At 31.9% G+C, this 23,022-nt stretch carries 23 protein-coding genes; 18 read left to right on the forward strand and 5 right to left on the reverse strand.

Annotated features, from left to right (window positions below; translation table 11 throughout):
- Window positions 1-150 precede the first annotated feature (150 nt).
- The 3 genes from ACYEKI_RS07885 to apaG all read left to right on the forward strand — a co-directional run bounded on the left by ACYEKI_RS07885 (window position 151) and on the right by apaG (window position 3,020).
- On the forward strand, window positions 151-1,419 hold the full coding sequence (locus ACYEKI_RS07885) for a type IX secretion system plug protein (protein WP_459210632.1): 1,269 nt from the start codon (window positions 151-153) through the stop codon (window positions 1,417-1,419).
- Between the two features lie 93 nt (window positions 1,420-1,512).
- The gene (locus ACYEKI_RS07890; RefSeq protein WP_459210633.1) at window positions 1,513-2,631 is read left to right on the forward strand and encodes a DUF3667 domain-containing protein; all 1,119 of its coding nucleotides are present in this window, start codon (window positions 1,513-1,515) and stop codon (window positions 2,629-2,631) included.
- A 2-nt stretch (window positions 2,632-2,633) separates the two neighbouring features.
- Window positions 2,634-3,020 (forward strand): Co2+/Mg2+ efflux protein ApaG, encoded by a 387-nt coding sequence (gene apaG / locus ACYEKI_RS07895; protein WP_459210634.1) that lies wholly within the window; start codon window positions 2,634-2,636, stop codon window positions 3,018-3,020.
- Window positions 3,021-3,035: 15 nt separating this feature from the next.
- On the opposite strand, the gene ACYEKI_RS07900 is transcribed toward apaG, so the two are convergent.
- A complete protein-coding gene (locus ACYEKI_RS07900) occupies window positions 3,036-4,025 on the reverse strand; it encodes a DUF6695 family protein (protein WP_459210635.1) in 990 nt (329 codons plus the stop codon).
- The gene (locus ACYEKI_RS07905; RefSeq protein ID WP_459210636.1) at window positions 4,022-4,741 is read right to left on the reverse strand and encodes an NRDE family protein; all 720 of its coding nucleotides are present in this window, start codon (window positions 4,739-4,741) and stop codon (window positions 4,022-4,024) included. The genes ACYEKI_RS07900 and ACYEKI_RS07905 overlap by 4 nt, the downstream gene beginning before the upstream one ends.
- A gap of 147 nt (window positions 4,742-4,888) precedes the next feature.
- Here ACYEKI_RS07905 and pruA point away from each other — a divergent pair, with 147 nt between their 5' ends.
- The gene (pruA, locus tag ACYEKI_RS07910; RefSeq protein WP_459210637.1) at window positions 4,889-6,517 is read left to right on the forward strand and encodes an L-glutamate gamma-semialdehyde dehydrogenase; all 1,629 of its coding nucleotides are present in this window, start codon (window positions 4,889-4,891) and stop codon (window positions 6,515-6,517) included.
- 79 nt (window positions 6,518-6,596) lie between these two features.
- Here the strand turns inward: pruA and ACYEKI_RS07915 are convergent, their stop codons facing one another.
- Window positions 6,597-7,298, reverse strand: a complete 702-nt coding sequence (locus ACYEKI_RS07915) for a Bax inhibitor-1/YccA family protein (RefSeq protein ID WP_459210638.1) — start codon at window positions 7,296-7,298, stop codon at window positions 6,597-6,599.
- A gap of 516 nt (window positions 7,299-7,814) precedes the next feature.
- Between ACYEKI_RS07915 and ACYEKI_RS07920 the strand changes: the two genes are divergently transcribed.
- From ACYEKI_RS07920 to ACYEKI_RS07930, 3 genes are all read left to right on the forward strand, one after another.
- Complete coding sequence (locus ACYEKI_RS07920) at window positions 7,815-7,982, forward strand: hypothetical protein (RefSeq protein WP_459210639.1); 168 nt, start codon at window positions 7,815-7,817, stop codon at window positions 7,980-7,982.
- 107 nt (window positions 7,983-8,089) lie between these two features.
- The gene (locus tag ACYEKI_RS07925) at window positions 8,090-10,204 is read left to right on the forward strand and encodes a tetratricopeptide repeat-containing sensor histidine kinase (protein ID WP_459210640.1); all 2,115 of its coding nucleotides are present in this window, start codon (window positions 8,090-8,092) and stop codon (window positions 10,202-10,204) included.
- Complete coding sequence (locus ACYEKI_RS07930; RefSeq protein ID WP_459210641.1) at window positions 10,201-10,851, forward strand: response regulator transcription factor; 651 nt, start codon at window positions 10,201-10,203, stop codon at window positions 10,849-10,851. Before ACYEKI_RS07925 ends, ACYEKI_RS07930 begins: the two co-directional genes overlap by 4 nt.
- A gap of 1,084 nt (window positions 10,852-11,935) precedes the next feature.
- On the opposite strand, the gene ACYEKI_RS07935 is transcribed toward ACYEKI_RS07930, so the two are convergent.
- Window positions 11,936-12,733, reverse strand: coding sequence for a hypothetical protein (locus ACYEKI_RS07935; protein ID WP_459210642.1), 798 nt, complete (start codon window positions 12,731-12,733; stop codon window positions 11,936-11,938).
- Window positions 12,734-12,933: 200 nt separating this feature from the next.
- Between ACYEKI_RS07935 and ACYEKI_RS07940 the strand changes: the two genes are divergently transcribed.
- The 10 genes from ACYEKI_RS07940 (at window position 12,934) to ACYEKI_RS07985 (ending at window position 20,371) form a co-directional block, all read left to right on the forward strand.
- Window positions 12,934-13,797: a hypothetical protein gene (locus ACYEKI_RS07940; RefSeq protein ID WP_459210643.1), complete on the forward strand. Its 864-nt coding sequence runs from the start codon at window positions 12,934-12,936 to the stop codon at window positions 13,795-13,797.
- A gap of 27 nt (window positions 13,798-13,824) precedes the next feature.
- A complete protein-coding gene (locus ACYEKI_RS07945; protein ID WP_459210644.1) occupies window positions 13,825-14,790 on the forward strand; it encodes a caspase family protein in 966 nt (321 codons plus the stop codon).
- 15 nt (window positions 14,791-14,805) lie between these two features.
- Entirely contained in the window at window positions 14,806-15,171 is a 366-nt protein-coding gene (locus tag ACYEKI_RS07950; RefSeq protein ID WP_459210645.1) for a hypothetical protein, read from the forward strand.
- A complete protein-coding gene (locus ACYEKI_RS07955) occupies window positions 15,168-15,929 on the forward strand; it encodes a TIR domain-containing protein (protein ID WP_459210646.1) in 762 nt (253 codons plus the stop codon). Before ACYEKI_RS07950 ends, ACYEKI_RS07955 begins: the two co-directional genes overlap by 4 nt.
- A 27-nt stretch (window positions 15,930-15,956) precedes the next feature.
- Window positions 15,957-16,328: a DUF6804 family protein gene (locus tag ACYEKI_RS07960; protein ID WP_459210647.1), complete on the forward strand. Its 372-nt coding sequence runs from the start codon at window positions 15,957-15,959 to the stop codon at window positions 16,326-16,328.
- A 170-nt stretch (window positions 16,329-16,498) separates the two neighbouring features.
- Entirely contained in the window at window positions 16,499-17,755 is a 1,257-nt protein-coding gene (locus tag ACYEKI_RS07965; RefSeq protein ID WP_459210648.1) for a hypothetical protein, read from the forward strand.
- 34 nt (window positions 17,756-17,789) lie between these two features.
- Window positions 17,790-18,689 carry a hypothetical protein gene (locus ACYEKI_RS07970; protein WP_459210649.1) on the forward strand — a complete coding sequence of 300 codons (900 nt, stop codon included), beginning with the start codon at window positions 17,790-17,792 and terminating at the stop codon, window positions 18,687-18,689.
- Window positions 18,690-18,876: 187 nt separating this feature from the next.
- Window positions 18,877-19,212, forward strand: coding sequence for a YegP family protein (locus ACYEKI_RS07975; protein WP_459210650.1), 336 nt, complete (start codon window positions 18,877-18,879; stop codon window positions 19,210-19,212).
- A 98-nt stretch (window positions 19,213-19,310) separates the two neighbouring features.
- Complete coding sequence (locus tag ACYEKI_RS07980) at window positions 19,311-19,640, forward strand: hypothetical protein (protein ID WP_459210651.1); 330 nt, start codon at window positions 19,311-19,313, stop codon at window positions 19,638-19,640.
- Window positions 19,641-20,161: 521 nt separating this feature from the next.
- Window positions 20,162-20,371, forward strand: coding sequence for a hypothetical protein (locus ACYEKI_RS07985; protein ID WP_459210652.1), 210 nt, complete (start codon window positions 20,162-20,164; stop codon window positions 20,369-20,371).
- 56 nt (window positions 20,372-20,427) lie between these two features.
- On the opposite strand, the gene ACYEKI_RS07990 is transcribed toward ACYEKI_RS07985, so the two are convergent.
- Window positions 20,428-21,024, reverse strand: a complete 597-nt coding sequence (locus ACYEKI_RS07990; RefSeq protein ID WP_459210653.1) for a hypothetical protein — start codon at window positions 21,022-21,024, stop codon at window positions 20,428-20,430.
- A 295-nt stretch (window positions 21,025-21,319) separates the two neighbouring features.
- Here ACYEKI_RS07990 and ACYEKI_RS07995 point away from each other — a divergent pair, with 295 nt between their 5' ends.
- Window positions 21,320-22,987: a tetratricopeptide repeat protein gene (locus ACYEKI_RS07995; protein ID WP_459210654.1), complete on the forward strand. Its 1,668-nt coding sequence runs from the start codon at window positions 21,320-21,322 to the stop codon at window positions 22,985-22,987.
- Window positions 22,988-23,022 lie beyond the last annotated feature (35 nt).

Consider the following 23,022-nt stretch of genomic DNA (forward strand, 5'->3'; position numbering starts at 1 on the left):
TACCTTACAGATAAGAATTTATTTATACTCTTTCTAAATAACAACTCAAACTTCTCAAACTCATCCCGCTTAAATTGTATTTACACTTCTTTAGGCATACAATTTGTTTATCTTTACCTCGTTAATCAATTACATGATCTTAGCTTACTAATGATAAAAGATTTATATATTTTTCTGTTTTGTATAGCTTCATTAGGGTTTACATATGACGTACACTCTCAAGGTGCTGTTCAAGAAACTACTCCTCCCGATTACATTAAAACAGTGCAACTTTTTGGAGAAAATGATTTTAGTGAAACTCCTGTTATTCCACTTGGTTCACCTATAAAACTAAATTTTGACGACATTAATGGTGATGAAGCCGATTACTATTATAAAATCACTCATTATAATTTTGATTGGACTCCATCTATATTAAGCAAAAATGAATACCTCAATGGTTTTGATGATATTAGAATTATAAATTATGAGAATTCTTTTAATGCATTACAATTATATAGCAACTATACACTTACTATTCCTAACGAAGATACTCAAGGGATACGTGTAAGCGGTAATTATCTTTTAGAAATATATAATGATGACGACGAACTAGTTTTCTCTAGAAAATTTATTGTTTATAAACCTCTTGTTAATGTAAAAGTATACATAAAACGTTCAAGAGATTTGGCTTTTATTAATAGCAAACAATCGGTTCAATTTGAGATTAAATCACCAAATAAAATTTTACGAAATCCTCAACGAACTGTAAAAACACTAGTAGTTCAAAATAATGATTTCAACCATGCTATCACTAATCTTATACCTCAATATACTATAGCCAATGATTTAATTTATAGATATGACCAAGAAGCTAGTTTTTGGGGCGGAAATGAGTTTTTATTCTTTGATAATAAAGAAATTCGTTCTTCTACTGTAAATATTAATCATGTACAGTTAAAAGACATTTATCATAATTATTTGTATACAGATATTACACGTGCTAATAGAAAATATACATATGCCCCTGATATTAATGGACGCTTTCAAATTCGTAATTTAAGAGCAGAAGATAATAATATTGAAGCTGATTATGCCTGGATGCATTTCACCTTAGAATGTTATGAAAACCTAGGTGATAAAGAAATTCATTTATACGGAGCATTTAACAATTATGTAATTGATGATTCTACTCGTTTAAATTATAATAAAGACAAAGGCATCTTTGAATTATCCTATCTTTTTAAACAAGGTTTTTATAATTATCGTTATGTAGTTTATGATCCTGCTACAGGTAGTATTTCTCCCAATATTGTGAGTGGTGATTTTGATGAAACCGAAAATGAATACACAGTTATAGTTTACTATAGAACTCCAGGAGGTCGTTATGACGAAGTGATAGGTAAAGGTGTTACTAGTTCCAGAATTATTACTAATTAAAGATTCGCCTGTTTTGTCTTGTTTTATGTAACAAAATACTATTATATTGGTCTCATAACTAATTAGTATTTGTAGTCTTTTAAACATTCAGAATTGAAAAAAAACGGGAGAACTTTAGCTAAATATAGAAGTAACGAATGCCTTAATTGCGGTGTTCCTCTTGATGTTATTGATAAATACTGTCATCATTGCGGACAATTAAATACCACAAAAAAATTAGCCTTTTCAGATTTATTCAATGAATTTTTAGCTAGTATTTTTTCTTATGATTCTCGTTTGAGTCATACTATGGCGGCTATGCTTTTTAAACCCGGAAAAATTTCTAAAGATTATATCGAGGGTAAAAGAGCTACTTATGTAAATCCTTTTCGTTTCTTTTTGAGCATCTCTGTCATCTTTTTTATCATCAATGGCTTTTTTATTGATTTTGATACTATGAGTAGTACACTCAATAAAGGTATTAACCAATTTAAAGGACAAGATACTATCATCACCTCAGCCATTCGTGATGACCTTAAAAAACAATTTGCTGCTCAAGATGAGCTTAACTTTAATTTAATAGATTCTCTAGTCATCGCTCCTCGTTTAGAGAAACACAAAACAAAGAAAACTCCTGATAGCATCTATCTAAGTGAGCAACAACTTGACACGATGTCACTTTTTAATGCTACTAGTAAACGCTGGGAAATTTATGATAATTATTATAACGAAACTGGTGAAATATCTGCAGTTATTGCCTTAAAAGAACTTAAGCATAACAATACATGGTTTAATCGATATATTTATAAAAGAACCTTAAAGACAGAAAACCTGAACGATAGTCCTATGGAGTTATTTAAATACTTATTTAATAAACTACCATTTATCATCTTTTTCTTCTTACCGTTATTCGCTATGGCTATTTGGTTTATTTACATAAGACGTTCATATACTTATATGGAACACCTTGTTTTTACCTTCCATACACAAACAATGTTTTTTATAATGTTAGGTATTGCCATTTTAATCGACCAAATCATCGGTGATAGTGTTACTGCGATTACTTTAACTTTTGCGTTATTTTTATTATATTTATACAAAGCCATGCGGAAGTTTTACAATCAAAGTAGAACCAAAACCATTATTAAGTTTGTTATTTTAAACTTTTTATTTTTAAATTTAGCCAGTATCGGTTCTATATTAGCTATAATGGGGTCCGTATTCATATTTTAAAAATGGTGCAACAAATTACAAGAGGGATAAAAATTTCGGTAGATACTACCTTTGAAGGAACTTTCTATAAAAACTATAGAATACACTTCGCATTTGGGTATCGTGTTACCATAGAAAATCAGAGTAAAGACTCTGTTCAATTAACCTCGCGCTTTTGGGAAATAAAAGATGCTTTAAACGACACTACTTTTGTTGAAGGTGAAGGTGTTATAGGTAAAAAGCCTGTTTTAAAACCAGGAGAATCACACACTTATAGTAGTGGTTGTCTTTTAAGTTCTCCTTTTGGAGCTATGAAAGGGTATTACAATATGATCAATTTTACTTCAACTAAGAAATTTAAAGTAATTATCCCTAGTTTTAAACTTAGTGCTCCTTTTGCACTTAATTAAAATCTTATCGTTTTTTCACAACCTTTTAATACACTCTAGACGAAACTTCTCTTCGTTTTGTACGATATGGCAAAAACTACAATTAGAGTCGTATGTAAATTTATATGGTTCGTTATACTCAAACTTTGATGCACTTTCTATTTTAAAAATCCCTCTAAAATCTTCTGTAAAACATGCTGTATAGCGATATACTATAAATTCATCTGTCTTTTCTGTAGCTTCCATTCTAAAATATGCACTACTCCCCGTTCCTGATAAAAAGTACGCATCATCTGGAATTGTTTTTATATCTCGATCTTGATGAGCATCTGCTGTAGGAATATCTTTATGAAAGTAATTGGTCAAATTCTCTTTTAAAATTGAGCCTCCATAAGGTTTTATCTTGCCATTAAAGACTTCGTATATTATATTTTCTTTAGATGACTTTCCTATATTCCCTAATGGACTTGGTGTAAAACGTTTGTTTTTTAATAAGCCTTTTATGATTTTATCATCTGTTGTCGCAGCCAAAATCGTATCGGTAACAATACGAGAACAATTGGTTCCTATTTTCCCAAAAGCTTTATAAGGAATACTTCCTTTTCCTTGCATATAATCTAGGTATTCTTTGGCTTTATGGTAATCAATCTCATCACAAACCGAAGCTACAAGACGTCCGCTCCCATGTGTTTTGTCTGGGTGCGCTTCAAGCCATAACAACAATTCATCTAAATTGACTAATTGTCTATCTGGTGTTAATTGCATGGTAAACGGAATCTCCAACTCTACATCTGTCAATGCACTGCGCACACGACCATGTCCCTTGGGAGTAATATATCTTCCAAAATCATAATACGCTGCATGACCTGTCGCATTTTCTATAAGAACCAGAGCAGCATGACCTGCTTTAATATAATTCTTCTTACCTAATCCCAATAGTGGCAATAAGGTTAAAACAGATTCGTCTGAATGTTTTACGTATGTATCTGGAAAAGCTAGGGGAATTATTTTACCTGTTGGTTTCACGCGTTTACAGTTTCAAAAATTACAGTATCCACTTTATTTTCTTGTAAGTTTTCATAGCGCATAGCTATATTATCATGTTCTTTACTTACTTGAGTAACACTTACTGTTTTAAGCGCTCCTCTGTCAATCTGTAAATCGATATTTTTATCTCCTATACCTGCATATTTATGAAACTTAATCAAGTTTTCTTTGGTCAAATCATTTTCTAATGCAAATGAGGCTAACCACTCTCTACGTGTAGCTTTCATTTCATCTGTATACAAAGTAGACGAAGACCATATATGCTTTTTATTTTTATCTAGTAATTGAATATGCTTCTTTTCACCATCCCATACTAGTTCATAAAACGTAAGCTCTTTTTTCCAGCAAACTGCCACAATAGTAAACGGTTCTATATCCTCACAATTGTATTCATAAATAGCTTTCTCAAGATCATTAGAAGCCAAAAGTTCTTTTACCACTACACCTCTACTCTGGCGATAGCTATCTTTACGCTCGTGTTTTTTATAACCTCCGTTAAGTAAACAGATCATATTACATGCTTCACTCACTCCTATCCAAGTCCCTCCTGCTACTGCATCTTTGGGGAATAGCATTTTTGTATTATCTATATCATAAAATGCTGGAATTTGAGTTTCACGTAAAACGGCTTCATCTCTATTTGAGGTAAGCACAAAACTGTTTTCTTGGGTTGGTATTAAAGTAACTGTACACATACTTATAGGGTCGACTTATAAAAAAACAACTTACAAAAATATAGTAATTGTTTTATAGTTTATAAAAAGGTTAAAGTGGATTATCTCCGCTTTAATTTTTTCTATATTTGTCGACAAAGTTACTAACTTAATAAAGATATAATAATTATGGGAAAAGGTTTTTTTCACGTTCCTACAGCTGTAAACGAGCCAATTAAATCGTATGCTCCTGGAACTCCCGAAAGAGAAGAGGTATTAGCAGCTTATAAAGCGCTATACAACACTCCTGTGGATGTACCTTTATATATTAACGGAGAAGAGATCAGAACAGGTGATACTGGTACAATGTCTCCTCCACATGATCACCAACACAACTTAGGTGTATATCACAAAGCAGAAAAACAGCATATCGACAAAGCTATCGCTACAGCTCTTGAAGCTAGAACTGCTTGGGCAAACTTACCTTGGGAACAAAGAGCTGCTGTATTTTTACGTGCTGCCGAATTAATCGCTGGCCCATATAGAGCAAAAATAAATGCTGCTACTATGATCGCGCAGTCAAAAACTATTTTCCAGGCAGAGATCGATGCTGCTTGTGAGTTTATTGACTTCTTGCGTTTCAATGTAGAATACATGACTCAAATCTATAACGATCAACCAGCTTCTACTTCTGGAGCATGGAACCGTTTAGAGTACCGTCCGTTAGAAGGTTTTGTTTATGCTATTACTCCGTTTAACTTTACTGCTATCGCTGGTAACTTACCTGCTAGTGCTGCGTTAATGGGGAACACTGTAGTATGGAAACCAAGTGACAGTCAGATATTCTCTGCAAAAGTAGTTGTTGATATCTTTAAAGAAGCTGGTCTTCCTGATGGAGTTATCAATGTAGTTTATGGTGATCCTGTAATGATTACAGATACTGTATTAGCTAGTCCTGATTTTGCAGGAGTACACTTTACTGGTAGTACTCATGTATTTAAAGACATCTGGGCTAAGATTGGTGCAAACATTCACAACTATAAGACATACCCTAGAATCGTAGGAGAAACTGGTGGTAAAGATTTTATCATTGCACACCCTAGCGCTAATGCTAAGCAAGTAGCTACTGGTATCTCTCGTGGTGCATTTGAATTCCAAGGACAAAAATGTAGTGCTGCTTCTAGAGTTTATATTCCTAAAAGTTTATGGGCAGATGTTGAGAAATTCTTAAAAGAAGATATCGCTTCATTCAAAATGGGATCTCCAGAGGATATGAGCAACTTTATCACTGCTGTAATTCACGAAGGTTCTTTTGATAAATTAGCTAGTTTTATCGATCAAGCTAAGAAAGATGATAATGTAAAAGTTATTGCTGGTGGTGGTTATGATAAATCTAAAGGATACTTTATCGAGCCTACAGTTTTATTAGCCGAAGATCCTAAGTATACAACAATGTGTACGGAGTTATTTGGTCCTGTAGTTACTATATATGTATTTGAAGACGAGCAATGGGAAGAAACATTAGCACTAGTTAACGGTACTAGTGAATATGCACTTACTGGAGCTATCTTCTCTACAGATCGTTATGCTGCTGCAGAAGCTACTAAAGCTCTTGAAAACTGTGCTGGTAACTTCTATATCAACGATAAGCCTACTGGAGCTGTTGTTGGGCAACAACCATTCGGTGGTGCTAGAGCTTCTGGTACTAACGATAAAGCTGGATCATACTTAAACTTATTACGTTGGGTTTCTCCACGTACTATCAAAGAAACTTTTGTTTCTCCAGCAGATTATAGATATCCATTCTTAGGTGAATAGAACATCTTATCTTTTTTATATATAAAGAAAGCCGTGCATTTGCACGGCTTTTATATTTGTGTTTATCAAGTATCTTATATTAATCGTTTGATAAAATGCTTAGGATATACCAGAATAATAACATCAATGATGCAAATAATCCTAATGAAGCACCTACGTATTGATCCTCGCTATAACGATGAACCATTCCTGATGTTTGGTATAAGATAGATCCAGATGCCAAAATCACCATTAAAGCACTAAACCATAATCCTAAATTAAATCCAAAAATCATTCCTGCTACCATTAATCCTAATGCTATAAAGAATCCTATCGTTAATCCTGAACGCATAAACGAAAAATCTTTTTTAGTTAATAACGCCACAGCAGATAATCCTGTAAATAACGATAAGGTTAATATTGCTGCTTGATATAGGATATTAGTCCCTCCTTCTTGAGCAATAGTTAATGCTATTAAAATTAAAGGAATAAAAATAAAGGCTTCTGCAACTACATATAGTAATAATGCCATGTATTGCTTTCCTTTATCATGATTAGTCACCGCAGTCTTTTCTGCATAATTAGTCACAAACATAAAACCACCTAGCATGATTAACCATTTCCATCCTCCAGTAAACCATAAGGCAGCATTAATTACTGCTGGAATTTGAAAAAAGATAGTTTCAACGATTACAAATAATAATACGGCCATAGCAAGATGTGTATACGTTTTTTTATAAAACGCTACTCTTCGCTCTTCTGTAAGCGTACTTACAGGTAATGTACTCTGAATGTTTTCCATTTTTTAAATATTTTGATGAATTAATTCTTTTGGTTAAAAGAGTTTACTTTCAATAACAAGCAAAAATACTAAAAGAATATCGAATATTGAATATCCAATATCAAATGTAGCACTAGCCTTCGACAAGCTCAGGCTACGGATATGATCATTATTCAGCTTTCGGTCATAAAGTCAGTAATCATCGAGTCTATCTAGTTTATAAACATATCTAATATCTAAGCTTGCCTGGTCACTGAGCCTGTCTAGTTTATGAACATATCGAGCCACTGAGCCTGTCTAGTCACTGAGCTTGCCTCGTCACTGAGCTTGTCTGGTCACTGAGCTTGTCTGGTCACTGAGCTTGTCTGGTCACTGAGCTTGCCGAAGTGACTAAACCACTTTTACATTTTACATTTCCAGCTCTCCACCTATTTTTATCATCAAAACTGATGAGTAAAAAACCCTAAGTAGTACTGATTGTTTTGCCCTTTAAATCCCTGCAACTTTGTAGTGTACAAAATTTAAAACTATACAATCATGAAAAAAGAATTTGTAAACTTTAGTCAAACAGAAAATACGTCTAACTATGCAATGCAAGGTTATGATCCTAACGAACACGAAGACACACCAAAACCTGATGGTGGGGATGAAACCAGTGGAGAATCAGATGAAGAGGAAGACGATGAAAAACCTATTGAAATATAATTTTTTTAAAAATGCTTTATGTATCTTTCATTTCAGATATGTAAAGCATTTTAAATAAAAAAATAATCTCTCCCTCTAATCATTTTACTCTTTTAACGCTATCATTTATGAAAAAACTATATCTTTTATTACTACTAATAATTTCTATATTTAATCATAATTATGCTCAATCATCTCTTCAAAAAATAGATAGTCTTAAAAACATCTTAAATAATCATAATACTACTGATTCTAATTATATTGATACCTTAAACGACATTTCTTGGGAGTATCTTTCTTTTAATAATTCTGAATCATTAAAATATGCTATAAAAGCAAATAACTTAAGTAAAGAAACACATTATGATCCTGGGTTATCTACTAGTTTTTTTAGAATGGGTTCAGCTTATATCAAAAAAGAAGATTATACAAAAGCTACACTTTATTTATTCAAATCACTTAATCTAGAGAAAAAGAATACTAACTTAAATGGAGTTGCTAAAGTTAAAATTCAATTAGGAAAATTATTCCGAATTCAAAAACAATATGATAAAGCTCTTCAATTTTACAATGAGGCCTTATTAATTAAACAACAATTTAATAATAAAAAAGACATAGCTAACATTTTTAAAAAAATAGCTATTTTATATAAAACACAAAATGAATACTCTCAAGCCATAAAATATTTTACTAAAGAATTACAAATAAGAGATTCTTTAAATCTCGAAAAAGAAAAAATCAATTGTTATAAAAATTTAGGCTATTGTTATAATGAACTCAAAAAATATCAAAATGCTTTATTTGAATTAAAAAAAGGAAAAAAACTAGCCATTAAATTAAAGGATAGTCTTCAGTTATCTGATATATATGTTAATATAGGAAATTCTTTCTTTAACTTAAAATCAAAATCAAGTTCTGATTCAGCTTATATTAATTACAATAAAGCTTTGCAAATAAAGAATAAACTACAATTACAAAACAATCATAAAATTTACAATAACTTAGGGTTAGTTTCCAAATTAAAAAAAGATTATGACTCTGCTATTTCCTTCTTTTTGAGAAGTGTCGATATTTCAATTAAACTAAAAGATTATAACAATTTAACAAAAGCTTACTATAACCTTGGTAATTTATATTTAGAGCTACAACTTTATGAAAAAGCCTTATATAATCATCATAAAGCTCTTGTTTTATCAAAAGAATATAACATTCTCTCTTTACGTTTACGTATTCTAATGAGTCTAGCCGAAGATTATGAACAATTAGGTAATTTTAAACAATCCTCATTTTATAATGAACAACATATTGTTTTACGAGATAGTATAGATTCTAAAACGTTAAAAAAAATAGATAACGAATCTCTCCAATTAAAAGAAAATATTTTCATACAACAAAAGCAACTCTCAATAGCAGAAAACAGCAAACAACAACTACAACTTTATGGAGCTATAGCTATTGCTCTTATTCTTTTGATATTATTTTTTGTATCTCGTAGAAATTATCGCCTTAAAAAGCAAACATTAATCGCACAACATACCGCTGCTAAAAAAGAAGCCGAGTTTGATGAGCTACTTAAAAACCAAGAATTAAAATCTATTCACGCTATGATTGATGGTCAAGAAAAAGAACGTAAACGTATCGCACAAGACCTACATGATCGTTTGGGAAGTATGCTTTCTATGGTTAAGATCCATTATAAATCGGTGGAGGATAATCTTGATAAAATCAAAGCCGAAGCTCGTGAACAATACGATCGTGCCAATACCTTACTCGACGAGGCTTGTGTAGCCGTACGTGAGATTTCTCATAATATGGTTTCTGGAGTATTGACCAAATTTGGTCTTATTGCTGCGCTTAACGAACTTAAAACTGGTATTGAATCTACCAATGCCTTACAAGTCGAACTTATCGATCATGGTTTTGATGATCGTATCGACAACCAACTCGAAATCAATATTTATCGTATTATACAGGAATTGATTAGTAATATTTTAAAACATGCTCAAGCACAAGAAGTCAGCATTCAGTTATTTAAACGTGATGATAACCTACAGATCATGGTCGAAGATGATGGTGTAGGTTTTGATACCAAACTCCTCTCCTCTTTTTCGGGTATGGGACTTAAAGGTATTCAATCCAGAGTACAAAATCTTAATGGTACCATTGATTTTGATTCTAGAAAACATCACGGTACTACTGTTACTATTACAATTCCGTTACAACAAAACACTACTGCTATATGATTACACCTACTACCCTTAAAGTAATGATCGCAGATGATCATCTTATCGTTATTGATGGTATTCGCTCTTTACTTAAACACAATACTAATATCCAAATTGTAGGCGAGGCTACCAATGGTAAAGACGCATTACAAGTTATTCAAGAAAAAGAAGTTGATATTGCTATACTGGATATTAATATGCCTATGCTTAATGGTGTTGAGGTTACCCAAAAAATTAACGAACTTAAACTCGATACCAAAGTGCTCTTTTTAACCATGGAAGATACTCCCGAGTTTATTACCCAATCTATTGATATAGGTGCTGCTGGGTATATTGTTAAAAATCGTGGAAAAGAAGAATTAGAAACTGCATTGGAAAGGATTGCTCAAGGCGAAAAGTATTTTGGTCCTGAAGCAAAAGACGTGATTTTTAATCGCTATGTACAAAAGAAAAAAAACGAACAGGAAGTCAGGCTTACTCGTAGAGAAATTGAAGTCTTAAAACTTATTGCCGACGGACATTCTACCCGTCAAATTTCAGAAAAATTATTTATTGCTCATGCTACTGTAGAAACTCATCGTAGAAATTTAATTGATAAAACCGGAGTATCAAATGGTACCAAAGGTTTGATTAAATATGCTATTAAAAAAGGATATAGTTCATAGTAATACGTTAATATTATGTTGATCACTGAGATAAAAGCACTCAGTGATCAGTTTTGTTATCTTTTTTCAAAACTATATTTCTGCCCTGCATGATTGTAGAACCGATCTCAAGGCTATAATTCCTTCCTGCATCATTGCAGAGCTAATCTCAAGACTATATTTCTGTCCTGCATGATTGTAGAACCTATCTCAAGACTATATTTCTTTCCTGCATCATTGCAGAGCCAATCTCAAGACTATATTTCTTTCCTGCATCATTGCAGAGCCAATCTCAAGGCTATATTTCCTTCCTGTATCATTGCAGAGCTAATCTCAAGACTATATTTCCTTCCTGCGTCATTGCAGAGCCAATCTCAAGACTATATTTCCTTCCTGCATCATTGCAGAGCCAATCTCAAGACTATATTTCCTTCATGCAATCATTGTAAAGCCAATCTCAAGACTATATTTCCTTCATGCAATCATTGTAAAGCTAATCTCAAGACTATATTTCCTTCATGCAACCATTGTAAAGCCAATCTCAAGGCTATATTTTCTTCATGCAACCATTGTAAAGCCAATCTCAAGGCTATATTTTCTTCATGCAACGGTTGCGGCACTATTGTAAATACTGGGCTACGGGTATAATCATCATTCAGTTTACAGTCATAGATCTAACCTGGTCACTGAGCGTACTGAAATGATTAACTTCATTACTATACACCTCTTCTCTCTTCACTAATCACTCCTAACTTCTAAAGAAACATTTTTGATACATTAGGTCTCGATACAATTTTATTTCGTTGCTCTACATAAAATCACTCGACCTACATCAATTATTTTATCAGGCATATCAATGAATGTTGGATAATGAATAAAGAATAACGATTATCAAAAAGACACTTACTACCAAACTCAATTCTAATCGCTCTTCTCTAATAAAATATAGAAACAGCCATCGACAAGCTCTGACTACGGATATAATCATCATTCAGTTTACGATCATAGAACTATCCTGGTCGCTGAGCTTGCCTGATCACTGAGCTTGTCGAAGTGACATCTCAACCATCAAATCCAAAAGACTAATTAACTCAAAAACTAAATCCTATTCATCAACTATTTTTACAAACACGTCTACATCTCCTTCAGTGATAAGAAGTGATTTTTCGTTTGATGTTTGTTGTTTTGCTAACGCTTTTTCTTTTAAGCTTTGGATACGATTTTTAACTTTTGTTTGTATATCTTCTGGTATATTTTTCTTTGTGTATTCTTTTTCGTTCATCTGTATTTTACCTGGTGCAATTATATGTATTGCGCCTTCTTTTAACGCAGTTGCAAATCCTGCATAAGAATAAAGTTTTATACGAATGATATTGATTGCTTTAGGTATTTTTATCGTATAAACTTTATCTAATAAAGCTTCTTCTTTTGAGATCGGAATACCATAAGCTAATTGTATAGCAGCAGTTGTTTGTTGTTTAAACGTTCTACTTATTACCTCTTGTCTAGAGTTTTCTATAGTGATATATGGAATCCACTTATTGCCCACGTTGATATAAAGCATTTTATCTCGTTTTCCACGTGATGCTTCATAATCAATCTGTATTTCGTTTTTTAATTGTTGTTCTTGAGATCCATAAACTCTAAATTCGTTTACAAACCTTGCTTCTGGCTCTAGCTTTATTTCTTTCTCCTTTATCTGATAATCACCATAAAGATCAAGATTTACATTTCCAAAAATCGCATAATAATAAAAACTAGCATCTTCTAATAAATACAAACCCGAAGCCATTTCCATTTGCGTCATGTTATAAAATCCAGTTACTGTAGTTGTTTTCTCTTGCTGAGCAAATAACAACTGCATATAGCAGCTCATAAAAAAGAATATAAAATGTCGCTTCATATCATGTGTTTAAATATGTAAAAATGGATACTGCATAAAGATGATTTATACTACTCGAAGATACCCTTCCTTTAATTATATAACAAACATACTTAATACTATTTACCAGTAAACTACAATTTCAAAACCTCTTTTCTAGCTAGTATTTCGGTATAAAATCTAAAAATCATCAGTTCTAATTAGAAAAACCCACCAGAATTATGGTTTCCCGTACTCTTTATTCATCAGAAATTTGTACACATAAACAACCAAACAAATTAATAATGAAAAGATTAACAACGCTTTATTCCAAAGAAATTGCCAAAGCCTTAGGTAAAATTGCCGTTTATTTACCCGGTGAACAATTACAGGTAGGAGACATTATTCGTTTTCCTTATGGTAAAACTAGCCTATTTAAACCAGTAGCACCTTTAGGTAGTTTTATTAAGATTAGTTCGCTTTCTCATTTGGGCATCACTGATCTCGCTACGACTACTTCTAACAGTCCAGATTCTTATCGTTTTACCAGCAAAGATGCAGTACAATTAGAATTTGACACTCAAGCTCAAGCACATCTTGCCAACCCTGCTTTGCCCCAAGCTCATGGTTCTCTACATATTAAAATGGCCAACGAAGGTGCTTTGTGCTTTTTTGCACTTAACTGCTATAAAACTCAGCTCGACAATCTTGCGGGTTTAGAACATGAAATCAACAGCATGGGTAAACGTATGGTCTGGGAAGATACGTTCTTGGTCACCTCGGTAACCATTGCACAAAAAGCGATGATTATTCAATCCAACTCGGCTGCATCAGAATTGGTATTAAGCGGAGATTTTCAAGGATTACAATCACACCAATTGGCTTCGCTACATGCTGATGCAAAAATCAAAGTACAACGTCAAAAGGGTGACATCTTGGTCAAAGATTGGTCTGATGAGGTTACGGTCTTTATGGATGTGATGCGTTTTGATCCTCAAGTATTCGAAATGCAGGAAATTGAAAAACAAGCAATTTTTACAACTCCTCAAACTGCTACTATTCGTTTGACTACTGTGCTTCCTAATGAGTTATATACCATTACTTAATATTTCAAATCTAAAAAACCAACCAACATGAAAATTACAAAAAGAGCCCTTATTGTAGGGATCAATCATTATGCCAATGCTCCGCTCAAAGGATGTGTAGGTGATGCTCAAAAGATGAAAGAAGTTTTAGAACAAAATCCAGATGGTTCTCCTAACTTTGATTGTAAACTTAAAATATCTCGAGAGGAATCTAAATATCCTATTACTACTTCTCGTCTTAAAGAATATCTTATCAAGCTTTTTACACACGAAGCTGATATGGCGCTGTTTTATTTCTCTGGACATGGTGCTACCAATCAAGCAGGAAATTATTTGGTCACTCAAGATGCTTCTAGATATAATGAAGGAGTCTCATTACAAGAGATTATTACCATGGCAAATAATTCTAAAGTAAAAGAAGCTATTATCATTATCGATGCTTGTCATAGTGGTCATCTAGGTAATGTCATGGATATAGGTAATCGTAAAGCTCTATTGAGAGAAGGCGTTTCGGTATTAACTTCTAGTAGAGATACACAATATTCTGTAGAGCGTAATGGTGCTGGATTGTTTACTTCGCTAGTTTATGAGGCACTACAAGGTGGTGCAGCAGACCTTATAGGTAATATTAATATCTCTAGAATTTATACCTATGCAGATCAATTATTATCGTCTTGGGAACAGCGTCCTATTTTTAAATCACACCTTTCACAGATGATTTCTTTACGTAAGCTTCCGCCAAAGATCCCATTGCATATTCTACGTAAGCTTCCTAACTATTTTACGAATAAAGAGGAATCCTTTTCATTAAAGCCCATATATGAAGAAAGTATCCCGCCTTATAACACCACTTTTGAAGGTATTATGGAACACCTGAGACTTTTTTATGTCAACGGACTTTTGATCCCTCATGACGCTTCTTCTATGTATCATGCTGCCAAAGAACATAAATCATGCATACTCACAGCTCTAGGTAAATTTTATTGGGAACTAGCTGATAAAGGACGTATTTAATTAAATATATAGCATATGAAAAAGCAATTAATGCCCTTATTCTATCGCGCTATACAAATCGTCATCGCTATTAGCATACCCTATGTTATTTTTTTAATAGCCAAATATTTTAATGACAATCGTGGTGCCGCTGAAGTAAGTAATATTCTTAAGGATTTTGGTTTTAGAATCAGTATGGATTTAGGACTACGCATCTTCTTTATCATGGTTGCATTAGCCTTTATCATCTATGAATATTGCCTTGTTAAATTCTATATCAACAAATTAGAAAAAGATATAAAAAACAAACAGTTAGACTCGGTCGCCCAAGTTTTATCTTGGATAGAGAATTACAATATATCAACCTTATTAAAATCTATTCTTAAAAGCAAATACTTATGAGTATACCAATTAACGCAATGGAGCGCAAAAATTTAATACAAGAAATCTCTTTATTTCTTTTTGCCAAACACGAACATAATCCACAAAAACTAAAAAAACATTTAGACACCTATAAGCTTAATCCCAGTTTATCACAGCTCAAAAAAAGAAATCGTTTTATCTCCTTTCTAGAGCAACAAAGTGACGAAACTTTATTTAATATTCAACGAAAAGAAGCTATCAATTCTTCTATCATTACTAATCCTACATATATAAAAGCTATGGCTACAGATCCTCGTTTTCAGAAAATTTTTATTAGTCATTCATCTCACGATAAGGCTTATGCTCAAGCAATGGTTAATTTATTAATTGATTTAGGGGTTCAACCCGAACATATTTATTGTAATAGTTATCCTGGGCATGGTACCACCTTTGGTCAAAATTATATCGAAGATTTGAAGCTTAAATTACAAGATAATGTCTTGGTGTTATTCTTATTCTCTGAAAACTTTTTTAAAAGCAACTTCTGTTTATGCGAGATGGGCGCTACATGGGTTTTATCTCAGGCACAAATCCCTATATACATTCCGCCATTTGCACCAGAAGATGTAAAAGGTGTTTTTCATACTTCTCAAGGATTCCCGATTAATCATAAACATCATCTTAGTGCTTTTAAAGAAGAAATCGAAAAAAGACATCAACTCACTCCTATAAAAAGTGTGCGATGGAGTACTACACAAGATCGCTTTATCAAAGAAATTGATCTTTTACAACAGTAATTATTAACCTTTTAATCCCTCCAAATTATGCCTACTAAATACAGCCTAATCATCACCAAAAATCTATCTCTAATCTGTGCTGCATTGTTATTGCTCAGTTTATTTAGATTACCGCCAGTATACTATACGGTATTACGCATTATTGTTATGCTAGGGGCTTTTGGTGTTATTCTTAATCGCAGTATGCAACGTGATTATTTATGGTGCATTGCCTTTGTGATTATCACAGTTCTTTTTAATCCTTTTTTTTATTGGGATATCTTGTATTCTTCTCAAATTTTCTTGTTTAATGGTCTAGTCGCTGTTTTATTTTTAATAGACTATTATACTGAGTATACATGTACCTCAACTACCCAAAAAAGGGAGGGTAAAGAATACTCTAGAGATCGTATTTATTAAAACGATGCTATTGTAACCTTAAGACCACTTCTCTAACTCTTACTTATTACCCTATATCATTAATTGCTAGAATAAACAACTAAGCGATCAGGACACGTTATGCCTAAAAACAACACGTACTAAACATCGCTAATCACATTTTTTAATAACCAAAACAAAAAACAATTATCATGGAAATTCTTAATAAAGTGCTACCCAAAAAGAAAGAAGAAATTGCAGCACCTCAAAACACTATTGCTATTCAAAAAAAAGATTATTTAAATGAAGGTTATGATACTTCTAAAGCTTGTCGAGGTCGCGCTTCTAATCTTAAAACAGGTTTAGAAATGGTTTATGAAAAATATTTTAATCAATGTAAACTTGATGAGCATAAACAAAAACAGCTTAAACAACCTTATTTAACCGAACTTAATGAAGTTACCACTGATATCAAGAATAAAGAAAATGAGGTTCAAGAACTCACACAGCAAATCACTACACATCGTGAGGATATCCAGCAAATCAAACAAGACATTATCTTGGTTAAAAAACAACCTGAAAATTTTGGTATTGATATCGAACATAAATCCAATATCAAATTATGGATAGGGCTCGTTTTTCTTATTCCACTTAGCTTCTATATATTTATCTTTTATATTTCTACAGCTTATTCTGCCTTCTTTAAAAAGTTTGATTCTAAAAATGCTCTTTTCGAAACAGTTTTTGAAGCAGATGCTTTAACTAGAGCGTTAGAAGATGGCCCTCTAGAATTAGGTTTTGTGCTATTTATTCCTTTTGTGTTCTTTTCGTTAGGTTATCTTATTCATATGTTTTGGGAACGCAAGACAAATGCCAACTATATCAAAGTTGTAGGTCTATTATTAATTACTTTTCTCTTTGATGCCATTCTTGCTTATTTGATTGATGAAAAAGTACATGAATTAAATAGACGTAGAGGTGAACTTCATTTTAGCATTTCTATGGCTATACAAAATGCTAATTTTTGGCTTATCATTTTTGCTGGTTTTGTCTCTTATATCGTATGGGGATTGGTCTTTGATATGGTGATGAACGAAAATGCTAAACGTTTTAAAATTCAAGTTTTTAAACGTAGTAAAAATGAAGCTATACAGGATAAAACGAAGCTTATTGATAGAACTATCAAAAAACGTACACGTTTAAAAGAAAAGTTAGATGAGCTCTCTATCAAGAGTATTCGATTAGAAAGTATAGTTGCTGGATTTATCCTACCCATACAGAATTATAAAACTTTTGCTGTAGAATACTTAAAAGGATGGCAAAAATTTATTGCTGCCGAACTTACTCTTGGCAAAAATGAACAAGAGCAATTGATCTCAGATTGTCGTGCTGTCTATAATGATCATATGACTGCATTAGACCTAGAAACCGATGATTATCAAAATAAAGTATACACTCCTAAACTATAACCAGCTATCATTTAACATCTTAAAAAACCACATTATGAAAAATCAATTTTCAACCGTTTTAATCATACTACTTTCATTTACTTTTTTTAATTGTAATACCTCTTTTAAGAAAGGAAAACCAACTACCAATCCAGAAACCATAGGCAATAAGCCATGTAACCACCCAAAAACAAACCTCAATATCAGTATATTACTAGACTTATCTGATCGCATTAGTTATAAAAATCAAGCAGCTTACGATCGTGAATATTTAAAACATATCACTTCAACTTTTAAATCATATTTAGACCAAAAACCTGACGCTTCTCATGACGATTATATGCAAATCTTTTTTGAACCCAATCTTAATGATAATGATATTAACAATATAGCTAGTAATCTAAAAGTCCATGTTAGTCCTAATTTAAGTGATGAAAAATTCGATAATTTAGACACTGCTTTTGATGCTCCAATACAAACACTATACAATAAAGCTCAAAACGATCTTTCTACTCGCAACGGTGCTGATCTTTATAATTTCTTTCAAAATGATATAAAAGATAATTGTATCAAAAGTTGTCACCGTAATATCCTAATTATATTAACAGATGGCTATTTATATCACAAAGACGACCGTATTAAACATGGAGATCGTACTTCTTATCTAGCTTCAAATATTTTAAATAAAACTGCTTTAAAAAGCGCTAATTGGAAAGAACATTTCAAAAAACAAAATATGGGCTTTATCAAAGCTCAAGAGGATCTTTCGGGATTAGAAATATTAGTATTAGGTATTGATAAACAAAAACACAAAAATCCTAATACTCAAGAGATCATTCGATCATATTGGGGAGATTGGTTTAACGAAATGAATGTTCAAACATATAAAATTAAAGAAGCTGTTTTACCTGCTAATATGGAATCTATTATTGATAACTTTATTAATCCTGAATAAAATTATCTTCTCATTTCTAATATAGAATAACAGCCTTAACAAAAATGTTAAGGCTGTTTTTTTTATCTTCTCTTTTTATAATTCATCACTATTGATGATAGATTTCCCTTTTTATGGTTATGGTTTTAAACAGTCTTTCAACGGATCTTTGTAACTCATTTAATACTAATCATAAATTTTAAAAATCATGACTTATCCTAAGTTTATTATCAAAAAATCTAAAGACAATCAATTTTACTTTAATCTGCATGCTGTAAATGCTGAAATCATACTTACTAGTGAGCGTTATACTTCACTACTGAGTTGTAAAAATGGTATTGCATCAGTACAAGAGAATGCTCCTAATGATGCTAATTACTATAGAGGACAGGCAAGTAATAGCTCTTATTACTTTAATCTTAAAGCTCAAAATCATCAAAACATAGGTACTAGCGAAATGTATACCACAACTACTGCTAGAGATAATGGTATTGATGCTGTAAAACGAGATGCGCCTAGTGCTAGTATTACAAATTTATCTTAATGCTACCATTTTACGGTTTCTCGTAATGTAATATAATTCTTTGCTATTACTTTTAAATACACATTACAAATCTTATAACCAATCTTATTCTTTAATCTATGAAATCATGGTTTATTATTGGGCTATGTCTAGCCCTAAGTTTTAACGCTTTAAGTTATCCATTTAACACCTATGGCCCGTCTTGTGATACGGATACGCTTATCAATAAGAGTTTTTACCCTCATGAACAAAACACATTAGCACCTGTACATACGTTACCTTCTCTACTTAAAGATGGTGAAGTATATATCTGTAAGGGTTCTAATAGTAAACGTTATCATTTTAATAAAAACTGTAGAGGTCTACGTAGATGTACTACACGACTTTATAAGGTTTCTATTAAAGAAGCTAAAAGAATGGGGCGTACAATCTGCGGCTATGAAGATTAATTTTCATGAGTTGAGTTTATACCATTACTCAATTAAAATTACCATATTAAAATTATTATTTATGCATTTTACTTCAAGATAAAATATCACTGTAGCTATTACTTCGACTTTGCTCAGTACAGGTGCTATGCTTTTATTTTCTTTTTTGTAAAACATCAAAAATCTTTAATTTTCTTACACGGTATTTTTTAATAAGAAATGGTATTATATGATTATTCTTTATGTTAAGTAGCTTGCAGAATGTTTTCTGCAAGCTCTTTTCTTTTATACCTTAATGATCTCCTCCTGTTACATCAATGCTGCTGTTCTTGACATTATACGTTATTCTACGACATTTCTATCTCATCTTTGAATTGTAAAAATATCAGATTTGTTTAGCTAACTCATCTTTCTATATATCGTCAACATGCAGTAAGGAAACTTTATTTAATTGAGTTATAACTATAGTTTTCTTCTGTTTTTATCAGGGTATTATCGGTTTCCTGATTGTAAAACACCGTATCAATTAAAATTGTGTTATTATGCCTAAAATATCTTTAAGAGACTTATCTAATTATGCTTCTGAACATAATGGTAGTCTAGAACAAACCAGTAATGGAAATTATAATTTAAGAGGTCCTAATGGCTCTAGAAATATCGGAAAGCCTGATAGTAATAATAAATGGGCAAGCGCTCAACTTACTAGAGCTTGGGGTGATGCTACAGGAATACCTAATTATTGGCACTCTTAAAATTACCCCTAATCATATCTTAATTAGACTAAAGCACATTTACTGTGCTTTAGTTTTTAATTTATTTCGTACATCGTACTTATTTTTTCTCTTATGATAGTGATCGTATCTATAGCATTAGACACTTGATTATAAATCATTAGTCCATCTGTATTAAATTTTCTAGTATCAAAAGCCTCATCATTAAGTAGTTTATCTAGCTCTGTAAGATACATTTGATCTACACTTGTGCCTGTTGCATATATTATTTCAGCAATATGATGAACTTCTGCTACTAAATCAGAATTTACATAAGCGGCTATATCATCCATTTGTAAGGAGAGCTTATCTAATTCTTTTATAAACTTTACTGCTAGAGGTTTTACTCCCTTACCATATTTATCATATCCTACATCCATGAGTTTATCTACCAGTTTATCTCGAATAATCAAGTATTTTCTTAGCTCATTTTGCAATTGCCCTAATTCTTTTTTTAATGCAAGTGCTTTACTCTTTTGAGTATAGGATTCTACTCTCACATTGAGTTTACTCATAAAACTTGATAACTCAATAGAAAATGATTCTAATTCGTGTGCTTTTTGGTTTTGTCCATAGCTATTGATATATATAATAGCTATAAAAACTAAACTTATTATTCTCTTATCCAAATGCATTGTTGCCTATTATTTATTAAACTATTACTAATTGAATAGCTCATTTTATTTTTTGGTCGGCATCAATTGACATGGTAAATTGTTTACCAGTAGGGGAAGATTGTAATCAAATAGTTTTTTTCTTAATTACTGTATAAATATATGTTAAAATCTCATAAAACCAAAACACAAACAACTAAAAAGCAACATCTTACACTTAAAAAACCGTATTTAAACTATACTTTATAGCTTTTGAGCTTTCTTTTTAATAGCCTTCTTTTTTTATAACTACACTTAAATAGATAGTTTTGCTTTTATGAAAAACCTTTTAAAATTCATTTGTATTCTTAGTACATGTTGCATTTCTGCTCAAATAAATAAGGATACTACTTTTATTCGTTTAGAGCAAGAAATAGCTATTGCTCCTAATGATTCTTTAAAAGTAGCTGCTTTATTAGCATTAAGTGAATATGAATATGATCATGATTTTAGTAATGCTAAACAGCTGTTACATCAAGTTTTTAAAATGATCACACCTCAAAATGAATTACAATGGGCAAAAGCTAAAATCATACAAGGGGTTTTATATCGTAGAGAAGGTTTGTATCCCAAAGCAATTGAGGCTTATCTAGAAGCCCAACATATCTATAAATCACAAAATGATTTATGGAATATCTCAGATATCTATCACAATATAGGTATGGTCTATCGTTATCAAAAAGAAAGTCAAAAAGCCATTGCCACCTACAGACAGTCTATTAAAATCAAGAAAACTTTGGGTGATACTCATGGTATTGCTGCTTCTTACAATATGATGGGCGTTTCTTATAAACATTTAAAAAAAATGGACTCTGCCCTCTTTTGCTATCAAAAAGCACGTACCCTTTTTGAATCAATAAAGAGTATCGAAGATGTACAGCGCGTAGATCATAATATGATTAATGTCTATACACTTCAAAAAGAGTATAAAAAAGCTGAAGCTTTAGCCCTAGTTTATTTAGCTGATAGTAAAGTATATCATAAAAAACATTCGTTGAGTTCTGCCTATTATATTCTTGCTAATATTAATCGAAAAACTAATCGTCTCGATCGTGCTTTAAAATATGCTGATTCTTCTTTACAGGTCGCAACACAAGAAGGTTTTAGAGAGCGTATTGCCAAAGCGTATTTAAGAAAGAGTTATATCTATTCTTTACAGCAAGATTACAAAAATGCTTATTATGATTATCGCAAGTTTAATCGTCACTCTGATTCTATTTTTAATATTGAAAACATAAAAAAAATACAGGCTTTAGAATTAAATCATCAATTTGATCAACAACGATTAAAGGATAGTCTGGCTTATGTACAATCCAAAAGAGAAATTGAACATACGGCTCAAGATGAAGCTTCTCAAAAAAGATGGTTTATGCTTTTGTTTATTCTTGCTTTGATTAGCGGATTGGTTATCGCCTTATTACTCAAGCGTATTTATCGAAATAAAGCCTTAATCATCGAAGAAAAGTTGGCCAAAGAAAAAGCTCAAAAAGACTTATTGGATCAAAAAATCAAAGCTCAAAAAGAAGACACTAAACGTTTAATAGCTGATAACAGTATGCGACTATCGTTTAAGCAGGAATTATTAAACAAGCTAAAAAACGATATCTTACCTCTTGTTCCTGATGATACTAAACAAGCTATATTATCACTTTCGTCAGAGTTACATATGCAGATTTCAACCGAGAATAAATTGTCTGGGTTACATGATAAAGTCGATGAAGTTAATGCCGAGTTTGATACTAAATTAAGAACGCTTTATCCTAATCTGACTAAAACAGAACGCGAAGTTTGTGCTTTACTCCGTTTAAATTTATCCATCAAAGAGATTATGACAATTCGTAATGTATCTGTAGATTCTGTTAAATCTACTCGTTATAGGATTAGAAAAAAATTAGGTTTGACTTCTAAAGATGAATTAGAGAAGTTTATCCAAAATCTTTCTTAATCATCATATTAAACATAAAAAAAGGATACTCATGG

The sequence above is a fragment of the Aquimarina rhabdastrellae genome, assembly GCA_947387485.1.
Lineage (GTDB): Bacteria > Bacteroidota > Bacteroidia > Flavobacteriales > Flavobacteriaceae > Aquimarina.